Source organism: Halolamina sp. C58, from assembly GCF_051195095.1.
GTDB lineage: Archaea > Halobacteriota > Halobacteria > Halobacteriales > Haloferacaceae > Halolamina.
The window spans coordinates 885,850-907,038 of sequence record NZ_JBNTJY010000001.1; the positions used below are offsets into that span (position 1 = coordinate 885,850).

The following is a 21,189-nucleotide window of genomic DNA, read 5'->3' on the forward strand; positions in this document are numbered from 1 at the left end:
GAATCGCCCCGCTACCAATCTTTTTATGCTGTTGCTGCTCATTCCTACGCGTTAATCATTATCATGCCACAGTTCGACTTGGATTCAGCCGACGACAGGCGGAACGCCCTCCAGAAGATGCTGCTGATACGGGAGTTCGAGAACCGGGTCAGCGAGCGGTTCGCGGACAACGAGATCCCCGGGTTCGTCCACCTCTCGCAGGGGCAGGAGGCCGTCGCCGTCGGCGCCTGCGGCGCGCTCGACGACGACGACTACGTCACGAGCACCCACCGTGCCCACGGCCACAGCCTCGCGAAGGGGCTCGAATCGGACCGGCTCATGGCCGAGCTGTACGGGAAGGAAGCGGGCTACTGCGGCGGACGCGGGGGGTCGATGCACGTCGCCGACCTCGACACCGGGATGCTCGGGGCTCAGCCCATCGTCGGCGCCAGCGTCCCGCTGGGCACCGGGGCGGCGCTCACCGCCCACCTGCGCGACGAGGACTGGATGGCGATCGCGTTCTGCGGCGACGGCTCCACGGCCGCCGGACAGGTACACGAGGCGATCAACCTCGCGGCGACGTGGGGGCTGCCGATCGCGTTCGTCATCGAGAACAACCAGTACTCCGAGGGGATGGTGTTCGACGAGCAGCACAACATCGAGGATCTCGCGGACATGGCGGCGTCGTACGGGATCCCCGGCGAGATCGTCGACGGCCAGGACGTGGAGGCGGTCAACGACGTCGTCGAGGCGGCTCGCGAGCGCGCGCTCGCGGGCGAGGGGCCGACGCTGATCGAGGCCAAGACGTACCGCTACCGCGGCCACTTCGAGGGCGACGAGGAGCCCTACCGCTCCGAGGAGGAGGTCGAGACGTGGCAGCGGGAGCACGACCCCATCGACAACTACCGTACGCGGCTGCTGGAAGAGGGCGTGATCGACGAGGCGACGTTCGAGGAGCTCCGGGAGTCGGTCGTCGAGGAGATCGACGCCGCGGTCCAGTTCGCCCGCGACGCCGACGAGCCCGACCCCGAGGACGCCTACGACGACGTGTTCGCCGAGCCCGTCGACGACGTCGAGCGGTTCCGTGATCGGCTCCGCGCCGACGGGGGTGGAGAATGAGCGGCGAGACCGAGCGCCTGAGCATCCGCGAGGCGATCCGCTCGGCGCTCCGTGAGGAGCTGCTCCGGGACGACGACGTGTTCATCATGGGGCAGGACGAGGAGGACGGCGGCTCCTTCGAGGTGACCGCCGGGCTCCACGACGAGTTCGGCTTCGACCGCGTGCGGAACACGCCGATCAGCGAGGCCGCCCAGATCGGTTCGGGCGTCGGCGCCGCCGCGACCGGGCTCCGGCCGGTCGTGAACCTCAGCTTCTCGGACTTCATCGGCGTCTGCTACGATCAGGTGATGAACCAGGCCGGGAAGACCCGGTACATGTTCGGCGGCGCGAGCTCCGTCCCCATGACGATCCGGGCGATCGAGGGCGCCGGGCTCAACGCCGCGGCCCAGCACTCCGGGACGGTCCACTCGATGGTGTCCCACCTCCCGGGGATCAAGGCGGTCGCGCCGGGCACGCCCGAGGCCGCCAAGGGGCTGATGAAGTCCGCCATCAGGTCCGACGACCCGGTGGTGTTCTTCGAGAACAAGACGACGTACGAGCGCCGGGGCGAGGTGCCCGTCGACGAGGAGTTCACCGTCCCGCTGGGCGAGGCGAGCGTCGAACAGGAGGGCGACGACGTGACCGTCGTCGCGACTCAGCGACTGCTCGGCGAGGCGCTCGCGGCGACCCGGGAGTTCGACGACCTCGGCATCGAGGTGATCGACCCGCGGTCGCTCTACCCGCTGGACACCGAGACGATCACCGACAGCGTCGAGAAGACGGGGCGGCTGGTCGTCGCCGACGAGAGCCCGCTCTCCTACGGGTTCCACGCCGAAGTGTTCGCTCGCTCGGCCGAGGACGCGTTCTGGCACCTCGACGCGCCGTTGCAGCGCGTCGGCGTCCCGGACACGCCGATCCCGTTCTCGCCGGCACAGGAGGACGAAGTGGTGCCCGACGCCGACGACGTACGGCGCGCGATCGAGCGCACGCTCTGAACCGCCTCAGCGGTTCACGGTGTGAATCGCCTCGCCGTCCACGTTCGCGGCGGCCTCCATCAACGCCTCGCCCAGTGTCGGGTGCGCGTGGACGGTGTGAGCCACGTCGGCCGCAGTGAGCCCGTTCCGCACCGCGAGCGTCAGCTCGCCGATCAGCTCCGACGCCTCCGGACCGACGAGCTGGGCGCCCACCAGCGTCCCGTCGTCGGCGTCGGCGACGACCTGCACGAACCCGTCTTCCTCGCCGGCGGTGAGCGCGCGGCCGTTCCCCCGGAACGACATGCGGCCGACGGTGACCTCTCGCTGTGCGTCCTCGGGAGCGACCCCGACAGTCGCGATCTCGGGCTCGGTGAACACGACGCTCGGGACGGGGCCGACCGGGCCGGGCTCCCCGCCGGCGATTTCCTCGACGGCGTGCAGCGCCGCGTGGCTGGCCTCGTGGGCCAGCATCGGCTCGCCCGCCACGTCGCCGACGGCGTAGATGTGCTCCCGGCTCGTCTGCCCGTTCGCCCCCGTGACGACGAACCCGTCGTCGTCGACCGTCACGCCCGCGGCGTCCGGCTCGACCGTGTCGGCGACCGGGCGGCGACCCACGGCGACGAGCACGGCGTCGGCCTCGTACTCCTGCTGCTCCCCGTCCTCGGTCTCGGTGACGACGACGGGCGCGCCGGTGATGTCCTCGTACCACTCCTGTGCGGCCTCGCCGAAGGAGAAGGAGATCCCCAGCTCGCGGGCGCGCTCGGCGACCGGTTCGACGAGCTCGTCGCCGTACGCCGGGAGCGGGTCGTCGAGCGCCTCCAGAACGGTCACGTCGGTGCCCAGCTCGGCAAACGCCGTCGAGAGCTCCATCCCGATGTAGCCGGCGCCGACGACGACCAGCCGGTCGGGCCGCTCGTCGAGGTCGAGCACGTCGCGGGAGCTCAACACCGGCTCGTCGTCGAACGCGAACCCGGGCAGCTCGATCGGCCGGCTCCCGGTCGCGATCACCGCGTGCTCGAAGGAGAGCGTCGTCGAGTCGGCGGTCAGCGACGGCGGGTCGATCTCGACGGTGTGCTCGTCCCGGAAGCGGGCAGTCCCCTCTCGATAGGTCACGCCGTTGGCGTCGAGGAGCTGCTCGACGCCGCCGGTGAGCCGGTCGACGACCGAGTCCTGCCACTCGCTCAGCTCGTCGAACGCGACTGTCGGCTCCGCGTGGACGCCGCGATCGGCCATCCGCCCGACCCCGCCCGCGGCGCGTGCTACGTCGATCAGCGCCTTCGAAGGGATGCAGCCGTGGTTGAGGCAGACCCCGCCCGGCTCGCCGCGCTCGACGATGGTGGTTTCGAGCCCCCGCTGTGCGGCACGGATCGCGGCGACGTAGCCGCCCGGCCCGGCGCCGATCACGACCACGTCCGTCTGTTCGGTAGACATGGCTCTACCTTGGGTCAGTGTGGCATAAAGCCAGTCCCGCCGGCAACACTGGAATCGCTCGATGGGGGAGTTCGATATCGCTAGTAGTGGTTTATCGACTCGCTCATCCCGTCTTGTACACCCCGCGAGCGTCGGCGACGTGCGTGCCCTCGCAGAACACGCTTACCTCGACGACGGCGGTGTCGTCGCCGAGCCGGACCACCTCCGCTTCGGCCGAGAGATCCCCGGTCCCGGCTTCCAGGTAGTCGATGCGCATGTCGACGGTCGGGACCGGCTGTTCCACCTGCGAGAGGAGCGCAGCGCCGCCGACGGTGTCCGCGAGTGCGAACGTGACGCCGCCGTGTGCGGTCGTCCCCTCGGCGTCCCACGCCAGTTCCTCGCGCATCTCGACGCGGCCCGCGGCGTAGCCGTCGCCGATTTCTGTCACCTCGATGCCCAGCAGGTCCGTGAACGGCATTCGATCCAGGAACGCCTCGACGTCCATGGCGGAGGGTTCCCGTACCGTGGCAAAAACCTTCGTCCGCGGTCGCTACTCGCCCTGCCACTCGGGGTCGCGATCCTCGAGGAACGCGTCGATCCCCTCGTCCTTGTCGGCCGTCGCGAACAGTTGGGCGAACAGTTCGGCCTCGTACTCGATGCCGTCCTCGAGTTCCATCTGCGACGACGCCTTCACGGACTGCTTGGCGAACTCCAGCGCGACGGGGCTGTTCGCAGCCATCGACGCCGCGAGCTCGTCGACCGCGTCGTCGAACCCCTCGTCGCCGTGGACCTCGTCGACGAGACCGATCTCCGCGGCCTCCGCGGCGTCGATCAGCTCGCCCGAGAGGATCAGGCGCATGGCCTGCCCCTCGCCGACCAACCGGGGGAGGCGCTGGGTGCCGCCGCCGCCGGGCATGATGCCGAGCGTGATCTCGGGCTGGCCGATCTTGGCGTCCTCGTGGGCGATGCGCACGTCACACGCCTGAATCAGCTCGCAGCCGCCGCCGAGCGCGTGCCCGTTGATCCGGGCGATCACCGGCATCGGGCAGTCCGCGACGTGTTCGTACACCCGCGGGCGCTTGCTGGCCTCGCGCTGTTCGAGCGCGTCGCGCTCCCGAAGTTCTGTCACGTCGGCGCCGGCGGCGAACGCGCCCGCTTCCTCGGCACCAGTGAGCACGACTGCCCGGACTTCGTCTCCCTCCACCGCGTCGATCACCTCGGCGAGCTCCTCGCGGAGTTGGGCGTTCAGCGCGTTCCGGGCGTCCGGGCGCCGGAGCGTGACCGTCGCGACGTGCGCCCCACGCTCGCCGACTTCGGCGTCGACGGTCTCGCAGTCGGCCGCGACCTGCTCGATCACTGGTCGTCACCCCAGTCGCCGCTGGTGCCGACGATTTCACCGTTCTCCCACAGGTAGAACCCTTCACCAGTCTTCTTCCCGAGCTTGCCGGCCCGGACCTTCCGTTTCAGGATCTGTGGCGGGCGGAACCGCTCGCCCAGCTCCTCCCGGAGGTGTTCGAGGATGTCCAGCCGCACGTCGAGTCCGACCACGTCGCCCAGCGCGATCGGCCCCTGCGGGTGGTTGTAGCCGAGCTCCATCGCGGCGTCGATGTCCTCCGGCGAGGCGACGCCCTCCTGTACCATCCGCATCGCTTCGACGCCCAGCGCAACGCCCAGCCGCGAGGAGGCGAACCCCGGCGAGTCGGTCACTTCCACCGGCGTTCGGTCGATCCCCTCGACGAACTCACGGGCGCGCTCCAGCGTCTGATCGCTCGTCTGTTCGGCGACCACAATTTCCACCAATTCCATGATGTGTACGGGGTTGAAGAAGTGCAGACCGACCGCGCGGTCCGGACGGTCCAACGCGCTCGCGATCTCCGTCAGCGATAGCGAGGAGGTGTTGGAGGCGATGATCGTGCCGTCGGCGACGTGGGACTCCACGTCCGCGAACGTCTCCTGCTTGATCTCCATCTGCTCGGGCACCGCCTCGATCACGACCTCGGCGTCGCCGACCGCTTCCTCGAGCGACGTGGTGCCGCTGATCCGTTCGAGCGTCGCCTCTTTCTCCGCCTCGGTGAGTTTGTCGCGCTCGACGCCGCCCTGCAGGTTCGACTCGATCGCGTCGAGCCCGTCGTCGACGAACTCCCGTTCGACGTCGCGCATCCACACGTCGTGGCCCGCCATGGCCGACACTTGGGCGATCCCGTGGCCCATCGTGCCGGCGCCGAGTACGGCTACGTGCATGCTCCCGTGGGGGGGCGGAACCGAGAAAAAACCGCGTGACACGCGGTCGTCGGCGTGCTCGGTCGACTACCGTCGCTGCTCGACCGGCCGCAGCTTGAACCCGTAGCGAATCACGCCCTCCTGCGTGTACACTCGCCGGATCGTGGCCGCGACGCGCGTGCCGATCTCCACCTCCGTGTTGTCGGCGAGCACCTGTGACGGAACGCTCACGCTGCCGCCGTCGGGCCCGTCGAGCGCGACGATCGCGCTGACGAACGGGCCGCTGCGGGACTGCTGCTCGGCGAACTCCGGCGGCGCGCCGCCCTGAGCGATGGTGGTCGTGGCTTCGACGCGCCCCTCCCCCGGAAGTTCGACGGGCTCGTACTCCTCGGTCCGGGTGTGGCAGTCCCGACAGGCACCCTCCGGCGGGAAGTTCAGCGCGCCGCAGTCCGGACACCGCCCGGCGACGAGTCGGTGGCGCTGTGGCGTCGTGCGCTGCCACGAGGGGACGCTGACGTACGCGCCCCCGCCCTCGGGCTCGCCGGTCGTGATCTCGCCGCGCCGGCGGAGATACTCGGCGTAGGAGAGCTCGGTCGTCCCAGACAGCGCGGCGTCGACGGGGATCGAGCCGTCGATCACGAACGCGTTCGCGCCCGCGCCGCTGCCGTACGCCGCGAGCAGCACGCGGTCGGCGCCGTCCTCGAACGCCGACGCGGCCCCGAGGAACGCGCTCGCCGCGCCGGTGTCGCCGAGATGGCTGACGGTCTCCGCGGCCGCGATCGTCCCGGTGTCGACGCCCACCGCGCCCGCAGCGCGGTAGGGGAGCTTGCCGTCGGGCGACTGGACCGCCGCGGCGTCGACGCTCGACGGGTCGGCGTCGAGATCGGCTGCGGCGCCGCCGAGCGCGGTGGTGAACGCCTCGCGGTCGTACTGGGTGATCCCCAGCCCCGTGGTCTGCTCGCTCCCGGTTTCGCGGAACCGCGTTCCGAGGTAGGGTTCGACGTGCGAGCCGCGATCGACGACAGTCCCGGGCGCGTCGGCGGCGAGGACGAACGCCGTCGCGCCGGCGCCCGCGGCGTGTTCGACCTCGCTGTCCGGGTGGCCGCGCGGGCAGTCGGCGGCGATCACGAGCCCGATCCCGTCACCCGCGCCGGGTTCGTTCCACGGGCCCGCGTCGAGCGCGCCATCGAGCGCCTGCGCGCCGGCGCGAGTGCTGCCCGTGAGCGTGCGCGTGTCGGCGTCCGCCGGCGCGCCCAGCACGCTCGCGAGTCGGGGCGTGAGATCCTCCTCGGCTATCGGCGGCGTCGTGGTCGCGAAGGCGAGGTGGGCGATCTCGGCGCCGTCGCGGCCTGCGGCGTCGAGGGCACGGCGGCCGGCTTCGATTCCCATCGTGAGCGCGTCCTCGTCGGCCTCGGGGACCGCTTTCTCCTCGACCCCCGCCGCGTCGAAGCGGCCCCACGCCTCCTCGAACTCGGCGGCGTCGATCCTGAGCCGGGGGGTGTACGCACCGATCGCCGCGATCCCGGGGTCGTCGGCCCCGCTGGAGCCGTCGTCGCTCATCGGCCCACCTCCCGTTCGAGGACGTGAACAACCGCGGCACCGCCGCTCCCGCCGACGTTGTGGGTCACGCCGAGTTCGGCGTCGGCGACCTGCCGGTCGCCGGCCTCGCCGCGGAGCTGTTTGTACGCCTCGGCGATCTGCCCGGCGCCGGTCGCGCCGATCGGATGGCCCTTCGACTTGAGGCCGCCGGAGGCGTTCACCGGGAGCTCGCCCCCGAGTTCGGTGGCGCCCGAGTCGATCAGTTCGTGGGCCTCCCCACGGTCACAGAACCCCAGATCCTCGTACGCCAGCAGCTCCGCGATCGCGAAGCAGTCGTGGACCTCCGCGAAGTCGAGGTCAGCGGGCTCGATCCCCGCGCGGTCGTACGCCTCGACGGCGGCCTCCATCGACGCGTCGATGCCCGTGTAGGTGTCGCGCTGGAACAGGCCGACGCGCTCGCTCGCGGCGCCGACGCCCGCGACGCGGACCGGCTCGTCGGTGTACTCCTCGACGACGTCCTCGCTCGCGACCAGTACCGCCGCGGCGCCGTCCGAGGTCGGACAGCAGTGATAGAGGTTCAGCGGGTCGGCGACGACCGGCGCGTCGCGGGCGTCTTCGAGCGAACACTCGAAGCCGAGATGGGCGTGCTCGTTCTTCGCGCCGTTCGCGTGGTTCTTCACGGCGACCTGCGAGAGGTGCTCCGGCGTCGCGTCGTAGCGATCGAAGTAGGCGCTGGCCATCTGGGCGTACACGCCCGCGAACGTCGTGCCGGTCAGGCGCTCCCACTCGGTTTCGCCGGAGACGCCGAGCCAGTACTTCGCCGCGTCGCCGCTCAGGTCGGTCATCACCTCGACGCCGCCGGCGAGCGCTACGTCGGCCATCCCGCTCCGGACGGCCTGGACGGCCTGCCGGACCGCGTACCCCGAGGCCGCACACGCGTTCTCGACGCGCGTGCTCGGGACGCCGTGGAGCCCCGCGTGTTCGGTGACCGCCGGGGCCGAGAGGCCGATCTGTCGCCCGCCGACGCCGAGCGTGCCGACGACCGCTTCGTCGATCTCGTCGCGATCGATCCCGTCAGGGACGCTCTCGGCCGCCGCGTCGACCGCGTCGGCGAACAGCGACCGGTAGCTCTCGCCGGGCATCGCGCCGAAGGGAGTCTGCCCCGCGCCGATGATGTACGCCTCGCGCATTGACCGACGGTTCCGCCGGTCCGACGAAAAGCCTTCCCGTGGGGAGCGCGCGGAGGCGGCGAGGGCGGCGGGAACATCATGATTTTTACTGCCGTCGGCCGAGCGGCTGACTATGGTACACAAGCCCATAGAGGGCGCCGACCGCGGGGAGATCCGCGACCTCCAAGCCGAGCGACTGCGCGAAACCGTCGAGAACGCCTACGAGAACGTCCCGTTCTACCGCGAGACGCTCGACGAGATGGGCGTCGAGCCGGCGGATATCGACAGCGTCGACGACGTGACGAAGCTCCCGACGACGACGAAGGAGGACTTCCGCGACGAGTACCCCGACGGGCTGTTCGCCGTCGACGACGACGAAGTGACGCGGATTCACGCCTCCTCCGGCACCACGGGCAAGCCCAAGATCGTCGCGTACACCGACGACGACGTCGACGTCTGGAGTGAGGTCGTCGCGCGATCGCTCGCGGCCGCGGGCGTCGAGGCGGGCGACACCGTCCAGAACGCCTACGGCTACGGGCTGTTCACGGGCGGTCTCGGGCTCCACTACGGCGTCGAGGAGCTCGGCGGGACGGTGATCCCGGTCGGCGGCGGGCAGACCCAGCGGCAGATCGAGCTGATGATCGATCTCGACAGCGACGTGTTCACCTGCACGCCCTCGTACGCGCTCTACCTCGCCGAGACCGCCGAAGAGATGGGTCACGACCCGCGAGAGCTGCCGATCTCGACGGTCATCTTCGGGGCCGAGCCCTGCACCGATCCGATGCGCGAGGAGATCGAACAACGGCTGGACGTGACGGGGATCGACATCTACGGCCTCTCGGAGATCGTCGGCCCCGGCGTCTCGAACGAGTGTCACGAGGCACAGGACGGGCTGCACATCTGGGAGGACCGCTTCCTCCCGGAGGTCGTCGACCCGCAGACGGGCGAGCCGCTGCCGCCGGGCGAGGAGGGCGAACTCGTGCTCACGACGCTGTCGAAGGAGGCGCTGCCCGTGCTGCGCTACCGGACCGGCGACCTGACGACGCTGACCTACGAGGAGTGTGAGTGCGGGCGGACGATGGTCCGGATGGACAACGTCACCGGCCGGGCCGACGACCTGCTGATCGTCCGCGGCGTGAACCTCTACCCCAGCGAGATCGAGGACGTGGTGCTCGACGTCGACGGCGTCGCGCCCCACTACCGGATCGACCTCGACCGCGAGGAGAACCTCGACGTGATGGAGCTCACCGTCGAGCGCGCCGAGGGCACGGATCGAGGCCACGCGGAACTCCGCGAGGAGATCCTCGAACGGCTGGAGAACGTGCTCGCGTTCACGCCGGACGAGCTCACGCTGGTCGGGGCCGGCGGGATCGCCCGCAGCGAGGTCGGGAAGGTCCAGCGCGTCTACGATCACCGGTAGCGGAGGCCGGCGCCTCCGGGAGCTATTTACCCCGACTGGGCGAACCCGGGGGTATGGCTTACAGCTACGAACCGCACTACTTCGAGGACTTCGAGATCGGCGAGGAGTTCCTCAGCGTCGGGCGAACGGTCACCGAGTCGGACTTCGTGATGCACTCCGCGCTCAGCGGCGACTGGACCGAACTCCACACCAACAAGGAGTACGCCGAGGAGCAGGAGTTCGGCGAACGCATCGCCCACGGCCCGATGACGTTCGTGCAGGCCACGGGGTTCGTCTACCGCACGGGCATCGTCGAGCGCACCGCCGTCGCGTTCCTCGGGATGAACTACATGGACCTCCCCAACCCCGTCACGATCGGCGACACGCTCCAACTGGAGATGGAGGTCACCGAGAAGAAGGAGCTCAGTCGCGACGACGCCGGGCTGGTCGTGCTCGACTGCGTGATGGAGAACCAGGAGGATACGGTGGTGTTCGAGGGGGATATGAAGTTCCTGATCAAGCGGAAGGCGGCGGAAGACACGGAGTAGTACGTTCAGGAGCCGGTCGGGCCGAAGTACACAACGACCAGTTCGAGGTCGAGACGGTCATGCCCCGCGGTCGGCGCTCGAAGCAGCTACTCAAAGATTTGTTTGTGCTTCCAGAAGATACTCGACGTCGCCTTCTGAATCCGACGCGTATGGATCGTCGTCGATATCTCTCGGTCTCGAGCGCCCTCCTCGCCGGTGCCCTCGCAGGATGTACAGCACCAGCCACGTCGCACGCCGAGATTAACGCGAGTGCACAGTCCACACCTGCCCGCCAGCCGGACGTCGACGACGACACGCTCGCCGAGTTGGTCGCTGGAACGAACACGTTTGCGTTGGATCTGTTCGACGAACTTCGGACCGCTGATGACGCCGAGAACCTGCTGGTCTCGCCGATCAGTGCCACAATTGCGCTGACGATGACGTACGCTGGTGCCGGTGGGACCACTCGCGAGCAGATGCGGGAGGCGGTCGGCTATACACTCGACGACGACCAGCTCCATGCGGCGTTCAACGAACTCCAGCGAACACTATCTAGCCGCGAGAAGAACTTCGACGAGGACGATCTCCCCGCAGACTACGACGAAGGCGACGACCCCGTTCCCTTCGAGCTCTCACTCGTCAACGCCATCTGGGGCCAAGCGGGGTTTCCGTTCCGGGACGAATACCGCACCACACTCGAGAACCACTATGGCGGCGGCCTCAACCAGGTCGATTTCGTCGAGAATCCGGACGGGATCCGCAAGGCGATCAACGCCTGGATCGCCGACCAGACAGACGACCGAATCGAGGAGTTGCTTCCAGCAGGGTCGGTTTCCTCCCAGACCGTGCTCGTCCTGACAAACGCCATCTACTTCATGGCGAACTGGCGCCACCCGTTCGACGAGGGGCAAACTGAGCCGGCTGAGTTCACCGCCCTCGATGGCTCGACGAGTACTGTCCAGATGATGTCCCAAGACGTCCAGGTCCCGGCGGCGACCGTCGACGGCGTGCAGGCCGTCGAACTACCGTACGTCGGCGGGACGACGGGAATGCTCATCGTTGCGCCGCCAGCTGGCGAGTTCGAAGCCTACGAACGAACGTTCGACGTGGAGCGACTCGGCCGGATCGTCGACGCGCTCGAACCGCAGCGTGGCTACGTCAACCTCCCGCGGTTCGAGTTTGACTCGGAGTTCAAGCTCGAGAGCTCCCTGGAGGCGCTGGGCATGACCGATGCGTTCGACCCGAACGCGGCGGACTTCTCGCGGATGGCCGATCTCTCGGAGACCGGCGGCAACCTCTTCGTCGATCAAGTGTACCACGACACCTACATCGCCGTCGACGAGCAGGGAACCGAAGCAGCAGCGGCGACGGGGTCGGTGGTGAATTTCGTGTCACGTCCACCGACGTTACTCGACGCCGATCGTCCGTTCCTCTTCGTGATCCGGGACCGGCCAACCGGGACGGTGCTGTTCACGGGGCACGTTGTCGATGCCAACGCTGCTCAGGAGTAGCAGATTCACGAGCGGAAACAAGGCGTGCTGAACCGCAAGTGGAGTAACCGATAACCATCCTCGTCGACGCCGCCGTCGTCCCGTTCGGATATGGCTACTGATACGCCCGGCCGCTGCCGAGGACTGATTGCCGTCGAGAACCCATTCGGCGAGTATATCTGAGCACTCCCTCCGGGGTGGCCGGAACCCCAGCCTCACTCGGTTCGACAACGGCCGTCCCGATCGGCCTGACTCTGGACGAGCCAGCCACCCTCCATCGCCGCGTCGCGGGTCGTGTACACTACCGCAGTCTTCTCGCCGATCTCGTCGCCATCGACCGACTCCACTCGGAAGGGGATGTCCATCGAGTCGCCACAGCAGCCAACGTCGACGAACTCCTCGAACTCTGCCCCCTCGACCGGGTCGACGACCGTCCGCAGGTAGTTCCGGTAGCGGTCGGTATCGATCTGGTCGCGGCCCCACTCCGACAGCTCTTCGGGATGGGAGAGTACGATTCGGCTTGCGACGGTCATGTGAGACAGTAGCAGACCGAACGGGATAGGCGTTCGGCCGGCCACTAAATGAATTTCTTAGCCAGCCCCCCGTTTTGCCAACCACCACCCACAGACTTTCCTCGCCCACCACAAACCACTCACCCATGGACCCGGATCGGGCGAACAGCGGACTGCTGGGGGTGACGTGTGGCGGCGCCCGCGGGCGGCCGGTCGAGTTCGCCGTCGGCGACGTGGCAAGGGCGCGGGGCAACGCCGACGCGCTCCCGAACCGCCGGCTGGCCGCAATCGACGAACCGGCCGAGCTGCAGTCGCCCGCGAACCGACTCGTCGGGGTGGCCTGATGCCGGTGTTCGCGCTCGGCCCGTGGCCGCGTGAGTTGCGACCCGACGGTGGGCAGTCACAGGGCCCTGACGGGGGCTGGCCGTCGAGCGCCGGGATCATGCCCGTCGACGCGTCACACCTCTCGTCGTTTCTCGACGAGTACTCGGATGCCCCGGGGTTCGAACTGACGTACACCGACGGCGGCGCCGAACGGACCGAACTCCTCCACGATATGTCGGTCCTGCAGCGCACAGTCGACCGGCCATCGGCTGTCCCCACGGCAGAATGTACCCCAGTGTCGCCGGCGGCAGACGACTTCACGATCCCGATCGGCGATATCGAGATGCTCTCGATCGCGGAGCCACCTGTCGATCTGTACACGGCGACCGCGGAAACTCCCGAGGAGACCGCAATCGGGCTCCGCCGGTTGGCGAGTGTGAACCCCGAGGCGGTACGCGTGGCCTCGGTCCTCGCACTGCTCGATACTGCGCACGAGGACACAGCCGACAGTCACACACGGGACCGTGCCGCGCTCGACGCGCTCCGGCAGGTCGCCAGCGTGCGTTCCGAGGACTGCACGCCGGCGATCCCGGTTCTCCGCTCGCTGCTCGGCGATGCGGATCCGGAGATACAACTGGGAGTGCTGGCGACGCTGTCCCACCTCGGCCGCCACGACCCGACGGCGATCGCCCCCCTGACCGACGAGATTCGCACCGCACTGGCGTCGTCGGACAGTCGGGTCCGCGGGCGGGCGGCACGCTGTCTTGCAGAGATCGCCGCCGACCATCCCGCGGACGTCGTTGCCGCCGTCCCGTCGCTCGCGGCGGTTATCGAAGACGACCTCGACGACGCACCGTATGCCGTGTTCGCGCTGTCCCGAGTCGCGGACCCGTACCCGGACGAGGTGAAACCCGTGGTGTCGACGCTGGCGGAGACGGCAGTCGACGACGCGGCCCACGAGCAGGTCCGGCTGAACGCTACCGCGGGGCTCGGCCGTGTCGTCGGGGAGTATCCCAGCGTCGGCGTGGAGCTCGTCGGCGATCTGATCGACCTCCTCGACACGGAGAACGACAGACTCCGCAACAACGCGATCGGCGTGATCGGCGACGTCGCGATCGTCCACACCGACGTCGTCGAACCGTACATCGATGTGATCGCGCCGCTTCTGGATGACGACGACGAGTTCGCCCGCGTCAACGCCAGCGGTGCACTCAGCCGGGTCGCCGAGGACTTCCCCGACTCGGTCGCCCACCTGACACCGACGTTCGTGGAGCTCCTCTCGGCGGAGAGTCCAGTCGTCCGGGAGAACGCCTGCTGGGCACTCGGCCTCCTCGGCGCCGAGGAGGCGGAGTCGGCGCTGGCAGAACGGGCGACTGAAGACGACGATGCGAACGTCAGGGAGCGTGCCACGTGGGCGCTCAACCGGATCTGATCGGTCGCTGGACATCTGTTGCAGCTGTGCGCCCGCTGTAGTCCGGGCGGGCTCGCGACGTACTGGACGCGCGATCCCGAGACGCATCTCGTCGCGACGCCGGCAGAGTGGCCCCGTCACCCATCTCTCGCTTACGGCGTCCCAACCCTCGTCCGTTCACCTCCCGGGCGTCCACGGGCACTACGACATCGAGAAAGCCGGGAGAGAACTCGACGAGATGGACGTAGATGGGTCCTGAAGCGGGCAGAACATCGATTCGACAGCCTCCCTACTCGAACTTCTTGAACTGCTGTAAACAGTCGTTACAGTAGTGGATCGACTGACAGCGCGACGGCCCGCGGGGGTGCTCGCGCTCGGTGTTCTCCGACCCGCAGTAGGGACACTCCGCGCCGGTCGTCTCGCCGCTGGTCGTGACGCTGGGGTCCGGCTCGCCCGCACCCGGGCTCGGCCCCGAGGTGGGTTCGTCGCTCATCGCTCCACGCTGATGCCGAACTCCCGGAGCGCTTCCTTCCCCTGTTCGGTCACGAGGTCGAGCGACCAGTCCGGCGCCCAGACCAGTCGGACCTCGGCGTTCTCGACGCCGTCGACGCTCTCGGCGGCTTCCTCCACGTCGTCGAGGATGAGTTCACGGGCCGGACAGCCGCTGTAGGTCAGCGTCATGTCGATCGTCGCCTCGCCGTCGTCGAGTTCGAGCCCGTAGATCAGCCCGAGGTCGACGACGCTGACGGGCATCTCGGGGTCCTCGACCTCGTACAGCGCGGCCCAGACCTCGCGTTCGAGCCCCTCGGCGCCCTCCCCGGTGGCGGGCACCTCCTCGGTGGTGCGTTCTTTGGTCTCGTACTCGGTGTAGCCACACGGCGCGGCGTCGGGGTCCGCCCGCGGGCGGTCGAACGCCTCGGCGTCGTGGTCGCTACTCATCGTCCATGAGTGTGGTCGCTTCGTGGCGACCGAGGTTGCGGTAGGCGGAGGTCATCTCCTCGTGGAGGTCGTGCCAGTGCTGGGTGTGCTCGTTGTCCCGCCCCGTCGGCGTCGCCGGTTCGACGTTCTCCGGCACCTCGAAGCCGAGGTCGGTGAGGAACGCGGTGGTGCGCTCCTCCCACTCCGCGCGCATCTCCGCCAGCGTCGCGTCGCGGATGCCGAGGTCGACGATATCCTGTTCGACCGCCTCGTCCACGGGCTCGAACAGCGTCAGCGCGTAGGGGTAGAGCCTCTCGAGCGCGGCCTGTACGCGGCGGCTCCCCTCCTCGTCGTCGGCCATGCGGCGCAGCCAGTTCTCGGCGTGCTTGACGTGGTAGTCCTCCTCGCCCTGAATGCGACTCGTTCGATTCCGGATCGCCTCGTAGCTCGACTCCGCGAGCGCGGCGAGGCGGATCTCCTCGGCCACGTCGTAGAGATAGGCCCGGACGATCGCGTCGTCCCAGTCGCCCTCCGAGAACGGGAGTTCGACGAGGGTGCTGTGCTGGAAATCGTCGGGCTCGCTCTCCCACAGCAGCGACTCCTCGGAGTAGCCGAGTTGCTGGATCGCGTCGTACCACAGCCGCGCGTGGCCGAGCTCGTCCTGCGCGTTGTTCGCGACCGCGAGATCGGACTCCAGCGTCGGCGCGCGCACCTGCCAGAACGTGTACCGCTCGGCCTGCACGTACTCGTCGTCGGCGAGCCGGAACAGCTGGGCCTCGACGGCCTCGCGCTCCCGCTCGCTGAGTTCGTCGGGGGCGCCGAGGTCGGCGTCGGTCGCCGCCATCAGCTATCACCCCGCCGGCGCTCGGCCTCGATCTGCTCGCTCTCGGAGGCCTGAACTTCCTCGGCAGCCGGGTCGACGTTGTACGTCTGGGCGAACCGATAGGCCTTGTTCGTCGTGCCGCCGAACTCGACCTCCTCGTCGGTGATCTCGCCGACGTAACGCGACTGGACCAGCCAGAGACTGTTGGGGTCGTCCTCGCCGAAGGCGTCGTGGGCTGCCTCTCTCGCGTCGTCGAGGCTGGCTGCGGTCACCTGCCCGCAGTGCTCGTGGTAGCCGCCCGCCTGCTCCTGTCGGAACACCGCCCAGTCCGTCTCGCCGTCGACGGGGCCGGCGTCCTCGTCGCCGTAGACCCCGCTGACCTTCTCCTGTGGGGCGACCCACAGCGAGTGGGTGGGCTTGCGGCGCCCGTGCTGGATCACCGAGAACTGCTTGGCCATCTCCCGGTCGGGCGCGTGGACGTTCCCGCAGTGCTCGTGGGCGGCCTCGGGCGTCCCCTGCCGGAACACTTCCCAGATCATGGTCAGTCGGCCGCCTGCGGCGTGGGGCCGCTCCCGGTGGTCGACTGCCCGTCGAGCATGTCGCGCACCCACTGGACGGCCTCCTGGGCGCGGGCCCGACCGTCGATCTGTTCGATGCTGCCCTCGTACTCGTTCTTCGAGACGGTGAAGAACTCCTCCCAGTCGAGGTCGTCCTCCACGACCTCGTAGGTGCCGTCGCCGTTGTCCCGGATGCGCGGCTCGTCGGGGATCTCCAGCCCGTAGTTCTCCGCCTTGGGCATGTACGTGTTGAGGAACGCGTTTCGGAGCTCGTCGTTGGACTTGGTCTTCAGCCCCACCTGCTCGGCGAAGTCGTGGTGGGTGCTCTGGTCGTCGGTCGGTCCGAAGAACTGCAGGATGCGGGGCCACCACTCCTCGAAGGCTTCCTGTGTCATCTCCTGTTCGCGCTTGGAGCCGCTCATCAGCTCCCGGAGGATCGACTCGCCGTGTTTGACGTGCATCCCCTCCTCGAAGCAGATCTTGTCCATCGCGTGGGCGTACGGCTCCCAGCTCGAGGACTTCAGCGTCGCCTGCCGGCGCATCGCCGCGCCGTCGACGAAGAAGGCGATCATCGGCGTCTCGACGTACTCCTCCATCGGGTAGTGGAAGCAGTTGAGGAACTTCCCGTCGCCGTTGGCGAGGTCCTCGAGCATCTCGTCGCGGGTCTTGATGCCCAGCGACTCCGCCGCGCGGTAGAGCATCTGCCCGTGGCCGATCTCGTCCTGCGTCTTGGCGCTGAACGCCATCTTGCGCTCGAGACTGGGCGCCTTGCGGATGAACGGGCGCTCCAGATACGCGCCCATGATCTCGCTGTTGGCGTGGAACTCGAGCATCCGCGTCGCGGCCTCGCGGTACTCCCGGGGCAGGTCGTCGCGCGGGCTGAACGCGCGCGGTGCTGCCTGCTCTTTGACCTCCTCGATGTCCATGATCGATCCTTACCGACGATCGACCTTACTCGTTCGGCAGTCCATAGACGGGGTTTAAATATCGTCGGCACCTCTCTGGGCGCGATGATCGACGAGTGCCTGATGGCGGAGTTCCGCGTCAGGGGCGACGACTGCCCGCTCGCCGAGGCGTCCCGCGCCGCCGACGCGGTCGTCGACGTGGCCCCGCCGCTGCTCCGGGACGACGGCAACGTCCTCCTCCGGTTCAGCGCGGCGCCGAACGAGAACTTTACCGCCGCGCTCGAGGCCGACGACCGCATTCGCTACCTCTACCGCGCGGCCGTCGACGACCGCCACAGCTACCGCTGTCTCTCGCTCCAGCGCAGCGTCGTCCACGAGCTCGTCAGCGCGGGGTTCGTCGTCGAGTCGCTGCGCTACCAGCGCGGCGACGCCCTCCTCACCGGCGCCGTCGTCGGGCAGGAGATCCTTCAGGCGGTCATGGAGACCGCCGGCGGGACCGTCGGCGTGGAACTGGAACGAGTGTACGCACTTGGGCCCGAGGAGGACAGCACCGTGGCCGAGCGGTGGGACCTCACGCCCGCCCAGAGCGACGCGATCCGCACTGCCGTCGCGATGGGCTACTTCACCGTTCCCCGAGAGGCGACGGCGAGCGAGGTCGCCGACGCGATGGGGATCAGCAAAACCGCCTTTCTCGAACGCCTCCGTCGAGGCCAGCACGCGCTGTTCGCGCAGGTGTTCGACGCCGACCGCTGAGCGGCCACGGCCCAGCGGCGGGTACTAAGACGCCGCCGGCCCCGGACCTACCCATGCAGATCGACGACGGCGCAGTCAAGCGTATCACCTTCGACCGGCCGGACGTGTACAACGCGATGAGTACCGGCGTCGCCGCCGAATTGGTGGACGCACTCGGCGACCTCGACCCCGAAGCCCACGACGCCGCCGTGATCACGGGCGAGGGCGACGCGTTCAGCGCCGGCGGCGACATCGACTCGATGGCCGAACGCGATTGGAACACCGCGGAGGCGTACGATCGCGTCCAGTCGACGTTCGGTCGCGTCGCCGAGAACGCGCTCTCGGCCCCGGTCCCTATCGTCGCGAAGGTGAACGGCGACGCGGTCGGCGCCGGGATGTCGCTGGTCGCGCTCTCGGACTTCGCGTACGCCGCCGAATCCGCCCGCTTCGGCGCCACGTTCGTCAACGTCGGACTGATCCCCGACATGGGTGCGACCGCGATCCTCCCCCGCCTGATCGGCCTCCGGAAAACGAAGGAACTCGCGTTCACCGGGAAACTCGTCGGCGCCGACGAAGCGGCAGCGATGGACCTCGTCAACGAGTCCGTACCGGACGACGACCTCGACGGCCGCGTGGACGATCTCGTCGACACGCTCCGAGAACAGCCGACTGCCAACGTCGGGCTCGCGAAGGAGGCGATCCACGACAACCTCGGGCAGCCGTGGCGCGACGGTCTCAGCCGGGAGGCCAAAATCCAGTCGCTGGCGTACGACACTGCCGCCCACGAGGAGGGTGTCGACGCGTTTCGGGAAGGGCGTAAACCGAACTTCGATTGATAGAACGTCGGGCCCAGCGGTGTCGTTTCCCCGCGATACCGCGAGGACAGGAACTTTGGCCCCCCGGTGTAACGTACGGGTGAATGACGACTGACACGCCCTCCGCCTCGGAGGCGGGCGAGCGCTGCGAAGCGGTGCTCGACGCCATCGAGGGAGCCGTAATCGTTCGCCGCGAGTTCCTCGAAACCGTCCTCGTCGGCGTGCTCGCCCGCGGGCACGTCCTGCTCGAAGACGTCCCCGGTACGGGGAAGACGCTGACCGCCCAGAGCGTCTCGAAAGCGCTGGGGCTCTCGTTCTCCCGGATCCAGTTCACGCCGGACCTGCTGCCGGCAGACATCACCGGGACCAACGTGTTCCACGAGAACGAGGGCGACTTCGAGTTCCAGCCCGGCCCAATCTTCGCGAACGTCGTGCTGGCCGACGAGATCAACCGCGCGCCGCCGAAGACGCAGGCTGCACTCCTCGAAGCGATGGCCGAGGGGCAGGTCACCGTCGAGGGGGAGACCAGAGAGCTCCCCGAGCCGTTCATCGTGATCGCGACCCAGAACCCCGTCGAGAGCGAGGGGACGTTCCCGCTGCCCGAGGCGCAGGTCGACCGCTTCGCGGTGAAGGACTCGATGGGCTACCCCGAGCGCGACGGCGAGATCGAACTGCTCCGCCGCCGCGCCGGGCGGACCGAGCAGGTGCCCTCCGTCGAACGCGTGCTCGACGACGGGATGGTCGAGACGCTCCAGCACGTCCCCGAGGAAGTCCACGCAGACCCGGACCTCCTAGACTACGTCGCCGACGTGGCCCGAGCTACCCGCGAGGATCGCCGCGTCGAGGTCGGCGTCTCCCCGCGCGGCACCCAACGGCTGTTCGAGATCAGCCGCGCCCACGCCACCCTGCGCTCCCGGGAGTTCCTCACCCCCGACGACGTGAAAGCCGTCGCCGAGCCGGCGCTGGCCCACCGGCTCGTGCTCACGCCGGAGGCACAGGTCGACGGCGTCGACAAGGCGGTCGTGATCGCGGACGTGCTCGACAGCGTCGAGGTGCCGACGGTCGACGCCGCCCCGGAGGCTTAGTCGCGCCGGAACGCGAACGCCGTCCCAGCCCCGACTTCTTCGCCGCCCTCGACCGCCGCCACGCGGAGCGTCACGTCCCGCGTCGACCCACAGCCGCGGCTCACGAACTCCGCCCACTCGTCGCCGACACCGACGGGCCCGGCGTGTGCACGCCGGAGGAACGCACGGTAGCGGTCCGAGTCGAGCGCCGCCACCGTCCCGTCGTCGTCGGGCTCGACGGTAAGGACGACCCGATCCGCGATCGTCTCGCTCACGGTCGCCGGTGGCGCCCCACGGATAAATCGGCCACGCTGCGGCTCACTGCCCGGGCTCGCGGAGCCCGCGTTCGAAGAACGCCTCGTCGACCCCGTCGTCGCCGACCGCCAGCGCGACCGCGAGCTTGATGCGTGCCTTCCACGCCGGGAGATCACCCGCCCAGAGCACTCCTAGCTCGTCGAGCGTCGTGCCGCCGCCGGCGCCGCCGTACAGGGGTGCGGTCGAACCCTCGTGGCAGCGAGAGGCGACGGCGACCGGGACCTCGGCTGCCCGGATTTCCTCGATCGCGTCACAGAGCGCGCCCGTCGTGTTTCCCAACCCCGTCCCCGCGACCACGACGCCGTCGACCGCGGGGTCGTCCAGTTCTCCGACTACCCGACGGAGGGTGTCGCCGCTCACGCCGAGTCCCGAGGTGAGGATCGGGATCGCCGCGCCGATCTCGTCCACGTCGGGCGCGCCGTCGGCGTAGCTCCGCGGCTCCCGAAACAGTCGAAGCCCCGCGGGCGTGAACTCCCCGACCGGGCCACGCTCGGGCGAGCGGAACGTCGAGAGCGCGCTGGTGTGGGACTTCACCACGTCACGGGCGGCGTGGACCTCGTCGTCGAACACGAGGTACGTCCCCGACCCCACGCGGTCGTGCGTGACCGTCCGGACGGCCGCGAGCAGGTTCGGCGGCCCGTCGGTCCCCACCTCGTCGAACGGCCGTTGGGCGCCCGTAAACGCCACCGGGACGGGGAGGTCGGTCGTCAGGTCCAGCAGGTACGCGGACTCCGCCATCGTGTCGGTGCCGTGGGTGACGACGATCCCGTCCGACTCGTCGGCCGCCGATTCGGCCGCGTTCCGGAGCGCAGCCGCCCGCTTCCACGTCACGTCGAAGCCGGAGACGCTCGCGACTCGCTCGACCGTGAGCGACGCCCGCTCGCCGAGCCCCGGAACCGCCTCGATCAGTGCCTCACCCGCCTTCGACGGCGTCTTCCCCCCGTCGCCGTCGGTGCTGGCGATCGTCCCGCCCGTGCTCAGTAGCGTGACCTCCATGCCGGAGCGGGA

24 protein-coding genes and 1 pseudogene are annotated in these 21,189 nt (G+C 69.0%); 11 read left to right on the plus strand and 14 right to left on the minus strand.

What is annotated here, in order from left to right; translation table 11 throughout:
* Positions 1-63 precede the first annotated feature (63 nt).
* Both ACQUSM_RS04620 and ACQUSM_RS04625 read left to right on the plus strand, forming a co-directional pair.
* Positions 64-1,098 (plus strand): thiamine pyrophosphate-dependent dehydrogenase E1 component subunit alpha, encoded by a 1,035-nt coding sequence (locus ACQUSM_RS04620; RefSeq protein WP_435116207.1) that lies wholly within the window; start codon positions 64-66, stop codon positions 1,096-1,098.
* Complete coding sequence (locus tag ACQUSM_RS04625) at positions 1,095-2,072, plus strand: alpha-ketoacid dehydrogenase subunit beta (RefSeq protein ID WP_435116209.1); 978 nt, start codon at positions 1,095-1,097, stop codon at positions 2,070-2,072. The genes ACQUSM_RS04620 and ACQUSM_RS04625 overlap by 4 nt, the downstream gene beginning before the upstream one ends.
* A gap of 6 nt (positions 2,073-2,078) precedes the next feature.
* Here the strand turns inward: ACQUSM_RS04625 and lpdA are convergent, their stop codons facing one another.
* The 6 genes from lpdA to ACQUSM_RS04655 form a co-directional block, all read right to left on the minus strand.
* Positions 2,079-3,482: a dihydrolipoyl dehydrogenase gene (gene lpdA, locus ACQUSM_RS04630; RefSeq protein WP_435116211.1), complete on the minus strand. Its 1,404-nt coding sequence runs from the start codon at positions 3,480-3,482 to the stop codon at positions 2,079-2,081.
* Between the two features lie 103 nt (positions 3,483-3,585).
* Complete coding sequence (locus tag ACQUSM_RS04635; protein ID WP_435116213.1) at positions 3,586-3,966, minus strand: PaaI family thioesterase; 381 nt, start codon at positions 3,964-3,966, stop codon at positions 3,586-3,588.
* A gap of 45 nt (positions 3,967-4,011) precedes the next feature.
* Positions 4,012-4,818, minus strand: coding sequence for an enoyl-CoA hydratase/isomerase family protein (locus ACQUSM_RS04640; protein WP_435116215.1), 807 nt, complete (start codon positions 4,816-4,818; stop codon positions 4,012-4,014).
* Entirely contained in the window at positions 4,815-5,702 is an 888-nt protein-coding gene (locus ACQUSM_RS04645) for a 3-hydroxyacyl-CoA dehydrogenase family protein (protein WP_435116217.1), read from the minus strand. Before ACQUSM_RS04645 ends, ACQUSM_RS04640 begins: the two co-directional genes overlap by 4 nt.
* A gap of 66 nt (positions 5,703-5,768) precedes the next feature.
* Positions 5,769-7,241 carry a zinc ribbon domain-containing protein gene (locus ACQUSM_RS04650; protein ID WP_435116219.1) on the minus strand — a complete coding sequence of 491 codons (1,473 nt, stop codon included), beginning with the start codon at positions 7,239-7,241 and terminating at the stop codon, positions 5,769-5,771.
* Entirely contained in the window at positions 7,238-8,410 is a 1,173-nt protein-coding gene (locus ACQUSM_RS04655; RefSeq protein WP_435116221.1) for a thiolase domain-containing protein, read from the minus strand. Before ACQUSM_RS04655 ends, ACQUSM_RS04650 begins: the two co-directional genes overlap by 4 nt.
* Positions 8,411-8,522: 112 nt before the next feature.
* Here ACQUSM_RS04655 and paaK point away from each other — a divergent pair, with 112 nt between their 5' ends.
* From paaK to ACQUSM_RS04670, 3 genes are read left to right on the plus strand one after another with little or no spacing between them, the layout of a single operon-like run.
* On the plus strand, positions 8,523-9,809 hold the full coding sequence (paaK, locus tag ACQUSM_RS04660; RefSeq protein ID WP_435116223.1) for a phenylacetate--CoA ligase PaaK: 1,287 nt from the start codon (positions 8,523-8,525) through the stop codon (positions 9,807-9,809).
* Between the two features lie 53 nt (positions 9,810-9,862).
* A complete protein-coding gene (locus ACQUSM_RS04665) occupies positions 9,863-10,336 on the plus strand; it encodes a MaoC/PaaZ C-terminal domain-containing protein (protein WP_435116225.1) in 474 nt (157 codons plus the stop codon).
* Between the two features lie 59 nt (positions 10,337-10,395).
* Positions 10,396-11,826 (plus strand): serpin family protein, encoded by a 1,431-nt coding sequence (locus ACQUSM_RS04670; RefSeq protein ID WP_435116227.1) that lies wholly within the window; start codon positions 10,396-10,398, stop codon positions 11,824-11,826.
* A gap of 194 nt (positions 11,827-12,020) precedes the next feature.
* Here the strand turns inward: ACQUSM_RS04670 and ACQUSM_RS04675 are convergent, their stop codons facing one another.
* Complete coding sequence (locus tag ACQUSM_RS04675; RefSeq protein WP_435116229.1) at positions 12,021-12,338, minus strand: hypothetical protein; 318 nt, start codon at positions 12,336-12,338, stop codon at positions 12,021-12,023.
* Positions 12,339-12,463: 125 nt separating this feature from the next.
* On the opposite strand from ACQUSM_RS04675, the gene ACQUSM_RS04680 reads away from it, so the two are divergent.
* The 3 genes and pseudogenes from ACQUSM_RS04680 to ACQUSM_RS04690 form a co-directional block, all read left to right on the plus strand.
* Positions 12,464-12,661: a hypothetical protein gene (locus tag ACQUSM_RS04680; protein WP_435116231.1), complete on the plus strand. Its 198-nt coding sequence runs from the start codon at positions 12,464-12,466 to the stop codon at positions 12,659-12,661.
* Positions 12,662-12,759: 98 nt separating this feature from the next.
* Positions 12,760-14,073 carry a HEAT repeat domain-containing protein gene (locus ACQUSM_RS04685; protein ID WP_435116233.1) on the plus strand — a complete coding sequence of 438 codons (1,314 nt, stop codon included), beginning with the start codon at positions 12,760-12,762 and terminating at the stop codon, positions 14,071-14,073.
* A 9-nt stretch (positions 14,074-14,082) separates the two neighbouring features.
* Positions 14,083-14,181, plus strand: a pseudogene (locus ACQUSM_RS04690) (DUF7558 family protein); the annotation flags it as partial.
* 160 nt (positions 14,182-14,341) lie between these two features.
* Here ACQUSM_RS04690 and paaE read toward each other — a convergent pair.
* From paaE to ACQUSM_RS04715, 5 genes are read right to left on the minus strand one after another with little or no spacing between them, the layout of a single operon-like run.
* The gene (paaE, locus tag ACQUSM_RS04695) at positions 14,342-14,545 is read right to left on the minus strand and encodes a 1,2-phenylacetyl-CoA epoxidase subunit PaaE (RefSeq protein ID WP_435116235.1); all 204 of its coding nucleotides are present in this window, start codon (positions 14,543-14,545) and stop codon (positions 14,342-14,344) included.
* Complete coding sequence (paaD, locus tag ACQUSM_RS04700) at positions 14,542-14,991, minus strand: 1,2-phenylacetyl-CoA epoxidase subunit PaaD (RefSeq protein WP_435116237.1); 450 nt, start codon at positions 14,989-14,991, stop codon at positions 14,542-14,544. The genes paaE and paaD overlap by 4 nt, the downstream gene beginning before the upstream one ends.
* Entirely contained in the window at positions 14,984-15,814 is an 831-nt protein-coding gene (gene paaC / locus ACQUSM_RS04705; protein ID WP_435116239.1) for a 1,2-phenylacetyl-CoA epoxidase subunit PaaC, read from the minus strand. The genes paaD and paaC overlap by 8 nt, the downstream gene beginning before the upstream one ends.
* Positions 15,814-16,332, minus strand: a complete 519-nt coding sequence (locus ACQUSM_RS04710) for a PacF protein (protein WP_435116241.1) — start codon at positions 16,330-16,332, stop codon at positions 15,814-15,816. Before ACQUSM_RS04710 ends, paaC begins: the two co-directional genes overlap by 1 nt.
* Positions 16,333-16,334: 2 nt before the next feature.
* Positions 16,335-17,276 carry a Phenylacetic acid catabolic protein gene (locus ACQUSM_RS04715; RefSeq protein WP_435116243.1) on the minus strand — a complete coding sequence of 314 codons (942 nt, stop codon included), beginning with the start codon at positions 17,274-17,276 and terminating at the stop codon, positions 16,335-16,337.
* Between the two features lie 84 nt (positions 17,277-17,360).
* Between ACQUSM_RS04715 and ACQUSM_RS04720 the strand changes: the two genes are divergently transcribed.
* The 3 genes from ACQUSM_RS04720 to ACQUSM_RS04730 all read left to right on the plus strand — a co-directional run bounded on the left by ACQUSM_RS04720 (position 17,361) and on the right by ACQUSM_RS04730 (position 19,887).
* A complete protein-coding gene (locus tag ACQUSM_RS04720) occupies positions 17,361-18,008 on the plus strand; it encodes a helix-turn-helix domain-containing protein (RefSeq protein WP_435116245.1) in 648 nt (215 codons plus the stop codon).
* Between the two features lie 53 nt (positions 18,009-18,061).
* Positions 18,062-18,823 (plus strand): enoyl-CoA hydratase/isomerase family protein, encoded by a 762-nt coding sequence (locus ACQUSM_RS04725; RefSeq protein WP_435116247.1) that lies wholly within the window; start codon positions 18,062-18,064, stop codon positions 18,821-18,823.
* 83 nt (positions 18,824-18,906) lie between these two features.
* Complete coding sequence (locus ACQUSM_RS04730; RefSeq protein WP_435116249.1) at positions 18,907-19,887, plus strand: AAA family ATPase; 981 nt, start codon at positions 18,907-18,909, stop codon at positions 19,885-19,887.
* On the opposite strand, the gene ACQUSM_RS04735 is transcribed toward ACQUSM_RS04730, so the two are convergent.
* Complete coding sequence (locus ACQUSM_RS04735) at positions 19,884-20,141, minus strand: hypothetical protein (RefSeq protein WP_435116251.1); 258 nt, start codon at positions 20,139-20,141, stop codon at positions 19,884-19,886. The two genes, ACQUSM_RS04730 and ACQUSM_RS04735, sit on opposite strands and share 4 nt — an antisense overlap.
* 43 nt (positions 20,142-20,184) lie before the next feature.
* On the minus strand, positions 20,185-21,177 hold the full coding sequence (locus ACQUSM_RS04740) for an asparaginase (protein ID WP_435116253.1): 993 nt from the start codon (positions 21,175-21,177) through the stop codon (positions 20,185-20,187).
* Between the last annotated feature and the right edge of the window lie 12 nt (positions 21,178-21,189).

Excerpts from the sequence above, each read along its gene's own strand:
- ACQUSM_RS04620 (WP_435116207.1), top strand. The coding sequence starts at position 64 with ATGCCACAGTTCGACTTGGATTCAGCCGACGACAGGCGGAACGCCCTC.
- ACQUSM_RS04625 (WP_435116209.1), top strand. The coding sequence starts at position 1,095 with ATGAGCGGCGAGACCGAGCGCCTGAGCATCCGCGAGGCGATCCGCTCG.
- lpdA (WP_435116211.1), bottom strand. The coding sequence starts at position 3,482 with ATGTCTACCGAACAGACGGACGTGGTCGTGATCGGCGCCGGGCCGGGC.
- ACQUSM_RS04635 (WP_435116213.1), bottom strand. The coding sequence starts at position 3,966 with ATGGACGTCGAGGCGTTCCTGGATCGAATGCCGTTCACGGACCTGCTG.
- ACQUSM_RS04645 (WP_435116217.1), bottom strand. The coding sequence starts at position 5,702 with ATGCACGTAGCCGTACTCGGCGCCGGCACGATGGGCCACGGGATCGCC.
- ACQUSM_RS04650 (WP_435116219.1), bottom strand. The coding sequence starts at position 7,241 with ATGAGCGACGACGGCTCCAGCGGGGCCGACGACCCCGGGATCGCGGCG.
- ACQUSM_RS04655 (WP_435116221.1), bottom strand. The coding sequence starts at position 8,410 with ATGCGCGAGGCGTACATCATCGGCGCGGGGCAGACTCCCTTCGGCGCG.
- paaK (WP_435116223.1), top strand. The coding sequence starts at position 8,523 with ATGGTACACAAGCCCATAGAGGGCGCCGACCGCGGGGAGATCCGCGAC.
- ACQUSM_RS04665 (WP_435116225.1), top strand. The coding sequence starts at position 9,863 with ATGGCTTACAGCTACGAACCGCACTACTTCGAGGACTTCGAGATCGGC.
- ACQUSM_RS04670 (WP_435116227.1), top strand. The coding sequence starts at position 10,396 with ATGCCCCGCGGTCGGCGCTCGAAGCAGCTACTCAAAGATTTGTTTGTG.
- ACQUSM_RS04675 (WP_435116229.1), bottom strand. The coding sequence starts at position 12,338 with ATGACCGTCGCAAGCCGAATCGTACTCTCCCATCCCGAAGAGCTGTCG.
- ACQUSM_RS04680 (WP_435116231.1), top strand. The coding sequence starts at position 12,464 with ATGGACCCGGATCGGGCGAACAGCGGACTGCTGGGGGTGACGTGTGGC.
- ACQUSM_RS04685 (WP_435116233.1), top strand. The coding sequence starts at position 12,760 with ATGCCCGTCGACGCGTCACACCTCTCGTCGTTTCTCGACGAGTACTCG.
- paaE (WP_435116235.1), bottom strand. The coding sequence starts at position 14,545 with ATGAGCGACGAACCCACCTCGGGGCCGAGCCCGGGTGCGGGCGAGCCG.
- paaD (WP_435116237.1), bottom strand. The coding sequence starts at position 14,991 with ATGAGTAGCGACCACGACGCCGAGGCGTTCGACCGCCCGCGGGCGGAC.
- paaC (WP_435116239.1), bottom strand. The coding sequence starts at position 15,814 with ATGGCGGCGACCGACGCCGACCTCGGCGCCCCCGACGAACTCAGCGAG.
- ACQUSM_RS04710 (WP_435116241.1), bottom strand. The coding sequence starts at position 16,332 with ATGATCTGGGAAGTGTTCCGGCAGGGGACGCCCGAGGCCGCCCACGAG.
- ACQUSM_RS04715 (WP_435116243.1), bottom strand. The coding sequence starts at position 17,276 with ATGGACATCGAGGAGGTCAAAGAGCAGGCAGCACCGCGCGCGTTCAGC.
- ACQUSM_RS04720 (WP_435116245.1), top strand. The coding sequence starts at position 17,361 with ATGATCGACGAGTGCCTGATGGCGGAGTTCCGCGTCAGGGGCGACGAC.
- ACQUSM_RS04725 (WP_435116247.1), top strand. The coding sequence starts at position 18,062 with ATGCAGATCGACGACGGCGCAGTCAAGCGTATCACCTTCGACCGGCCG.
- ACQUSM_RS04730 (WP_435116249.1), top strand. The coding sequence starts at position 18,907 with ATGACGACTGACACGCCCTCCGCCTCGGAGGCGGGCGAGCGCTGCGAA.
- ACQUSM_RS04740 (WP_435116253.1), bottom strand. The coding sequence starts at position 21,177 with ATGGAGGTCACGCTACTGAGCACGGGCGGGACGATCGCCAGCACCGAC.